The following is a 3,891-nucleotide window of genomic DNA, read 5'->3' on the forward strand; positions in this document are numbered from 1 at the left end:
AAGGGCTTGTTTGAAATAGGTCTTTAGCATGATAATTTATGGCCTCACCCCCAGCCCCTCTCCCAAGGAGAGGGGAGAAAAGATGTGGCCGGTTATTTATTACATTATATATATTTCTATTATTTCTATCATTCTTAATTTCCCTCTCCTTGGGAGAGGGGTTAGGGGTGAGGCTTTATTCCTCCCTCAACGCCTCCGTTGGCGGAATGGTACTTATACGGCGAGCCGGGATATAAATGCCCATCAGCACCACGATCAGCAGTACAAAATAGACAATGAGCGACACGATACAGAAATGCAGACCGAAATTCTGCACCCAGTAAGAACCGGTGGTCTCCATGCCGGTCTGCCCCTTGGCTAATCCTTCACTGATTGCATATTGCAAATAAAGGATACATCCTATCAGAGTAGAAACAGTGGTAAGCACCACCCCTTCGCCCAACAGGAAACGGACAATGCCTCCCGGCGTGGCACCATAGGACAGCATGACACCCACTTCCTCTCGGCGGGTGCGTGTCTGCACCCAGAAAGTCCCGGCTACCCCCAGACAGAGATTGACAAGGAAGAACACCGCCATCGCCACGTTGCGCTGATACAGCGTCGTCGTTCCCGCATACTCGCGTCGGGCTATCAGTTGCCGGTAGGGCTCCACCTTCTGCGCATACAGATTGCCCGCACGCAGTTCGCGTACCATCCACGGATGGAACCGATGCAGAAACCGCTCCATACCGACACCCTCTTCCAGCCGGACCAATATTTTGACATCGTTGGGGAAATAATTCAGATCGACCGTCCGCATCGGGACAAAAGCCACAGGTATGGGTTGCCAGTCGCTATACATGCGGAAAGTGGCTGTAGCACCTACAACATCCGTATAAAGCGTGTCCTGTCCATGGAGTTGCCAGAAACGACATCCCTGAGGGTTGTCCGTATGAAAGAATGCCTCTAACGTATTCTCCGAAAGAATCAGATCACCGTTCTTATAAGGATAATCGGAAAGCTCTGCAGGCGTCAGTCCCTTGGCCGGGCGAAATCCGTACGTTTCGAAAAACTGCGTATGGGGCAGAAACTCGACATAGCGCATGCGGTAGGCAATGCTGTCGCCTACAGGTATCCGGGTCATGGCTCCCTGCCCTTGCGAGTTGGGATACAGCCAGCCTAAAAGAGGAGTGGCATGTTCCACTTCGGGATAGTTGCGTACCCGCTGTACAAGGTTGTCGTAGGCCTGCATTAGCGAAGCCGAGTCGGTGGCCTGTTCATCGTAATCGGGCGCATTGGGACGGTACATATTCAGCGACACCAGACAGAGACGGTCGGCATCATAGCCTAACGGAATCATCCGATCGTGTGTCACGACCACCACCGGGTCGAATATCGCCCACGACACAATGCACACAACAATCAGTTCGGCCAACAACCAGGCATTGCGGCGCCGACGAGACCATAAGGTTTTAAAAATGAGTCTTAGCATGTTGTTTTATTTTATACAGTTGACAAGGGAACAAGACTACAGACCACGAGGGCCAACCTTGTCAACTTATTAATAGTTATCTTTTCTCATATAGTGAATATACAATCGGATTGCGCAAAGACAGCCACGCCGGCACAAGAGCCGAAAGCGTATTCAGCACCAGACAAAACGCCAGGGTTATCAGAAAAACGGAAGGCGCAAACAGCATTTCGCCCGAAACATAGACATCGGTTCCTTCGGGCACCAACCACGCATAACGGTCGAACACACGAAACACCCATTCCCGACAGCCGTATAAAGCAATCCAGGCTGCTACCAGCCCCAATACCCCACCGGCCAAGGTCAGCAGAAGATTTTCCCACAATACTTGCGAAAGTAACTTGCTCCGTCCGCCTCCAAAAGCCTTGCGGATACCCATCTCTGGCAAGCGGCCCTCCATGCGGCTGGCTATCAGTCCGCTCAAGTTCAAGGCAGGCACCAGCAACAAAGCCAGCAATATGAACAATAAGTAACGGACAGCCCTCCACCAGTCGCCCCCTCCTCCACCGACCGACATCATCAGAGACGCGTGCAGATGGGAAACCGGATCATCATCGATGCTCATCTTCAGACCGTCGGCCTCGTGCAACAGATTCTGCTTTCGCACAATTTCATGGATTTCATCACACAGGGCTTTACCTTGCTTACCGTCTTCCACCCATACCGTCACCTGAAAAGGACCACAATAAGGAACTTCCGGATAGGCGGCATCGCGATACCCTTCCATCGTGCTGTAAGGTACATACAGGTCTGCATACGAACGGCTGGTCAGATAACTGGCACCGCGGACCACTCCGCAAACCTGATAAGTCTCGTAATCCAGCAAAAACTGACGACCTATGGCTCCCTTCTCCTCGCCGAACAGACGACGGGCCAGCTTGTCGGTAATCACCGCCTTGCGGATGCCACTCTCCAGATCGGCCTGCGTAAAAGGCTGTCCCTCAAAAAAGCGGAAAGCATAGATACGGAAATAAGCCGGATCGGTTTCTACAATCTGTACGGCGAAATCACCACTACGGTCGGAAGGCTGGATATATTTCACCGCTCCGAACGTGGAAGCACTCACCTCACGGGCGTTCTTCAACGGATAAAACCATTCCTGCAACGCCCTATACGAATAAGCATAACTCCACGACTGGAAACGGCCATCCTTGTTCCGCTCGAAAGATGTCCCCGACAGGTAATACGTATCTCCGCGGTTCACCTCCGGATAGACAGGTGCCAGCTTCACATAGTAAACCACCGCCATCACAACCGTCATGGCAATAGCCAGCCCTGTGCCGGCAATATAGAGCGTACTGAACAGGCGGTTCTGCCTGAACAACGCAAGGGCTTGTTTGAAATAGGTCTTTAGCATACGGCTATTAAGCAACGTGAAAACCCATTCACGTCCTACATAGACAACGATCCACGCCAATACCAATCCCAGCAAACCACCGGCCAGTGTCAGGAAGAAGTTTTCCCACATCACTTGCGAAAGCAGTATGTTGCGTCCTGCACCAAACGACTTACGTACTCCCATCTCGGGCAAGCGGCTCTCCATACGACTGGCAATAAGGCCGCTCAGGTTGAGGGCAGGCACCAATAGCAACACCAATACCACGACGATCAGATAACCCGCCGTCTTCCAAGGATTGAAGCCTGCATCCGATGGATGACTTTGGAAAACGCTGAGCCAGTGCGAAGTTGGCTGCTTCCACAACTCCAACTGCCACTGATCCTTGTACTGTAGGTTCACCCGCCTCGTCAGGTCTCTGATTTCTGCCCGCAAAGCATCAGCCTGTGCCTTGTCCTTCACAAGAAAAGTAACGGAGAAAATGCCACTATACGGGAACTTGTCTGAAAACGGTTTCTTATAATTTCCGAAAACCGAATAAGGCAAATAGACCTGAGCATACGACTTCGAGGTGAGATAGCTGGCACCGCGTACCACACCGCACACACGATAGTTGACATAATCCAACGAAAACGAACGTCCGACAACATTTTGGGTCGTACCGAACAGACGACGCGCCAGGTCATCAGAGATCACAGCCGTATGGATGCCACTTGCCAAATCGGAATCGGTGAAAGGATTTCCTTCCAAAAAGCGGAATGAGTAGATGCGGAAAAAGGCTGGATCTGTAAGCTTTAAAGCCACTTTAAAGTCACCGCTCAAATCGGTTGGCTGTATGTAAAAGGATTCATCCATGCCATAGTCCACAATGGCAGAAACTGCCTCTACGTTCTTTAACGGATACATCCACTCCTGCACAGCCTGAAACGACAGTCCAGCCTGAACGGTATATTCCTCCGAACGAAAACTGGCATGAGTCAGATACAACGTATTTTCCCGGTTCACCTCGGGATACACAGGTGCCAGCTTCACATAGTAAACCACC

2 protein-coding genes are annotated in these 3,891 nt (G+C 51.3%); both read right to left on the reverse strand.

What is annotated here, in order from left to right; all coding sequences use genetic code 11:
* Positions 1-175 precede the first annotated feature (175 nt).
* Positions 176-1,471 (reverse strand): ABC transporter permease, encoded by a 1,296-nt coding sequence (locus QVP67_RS03280; protein WP_022162131.1) that lies wholly within the window; start codon positions 1,469-1,471, stop codon positions 176-178.
* Positions 1,472-1,547: 76 nt separating this feature from the next.
* The coding region (locus QVP67_RS15675; protein ID WP_369677340.1) for an ABC transporter permease at positions 1,548-3,891 on the reverse strand (2,344 nt) is incomplete at its 5' end.

The sequence above is a fragment of the Bacteroides sp. CAG:633 genome (genome assembly GCF_000435115.1).
Taxonomy (GTDB): Bacteria; Bacteroidota; Bacteroidia; order Bacteroidales; family Bacteroidaceae; genus Bacteroides; species Bacteroides ndongoniae.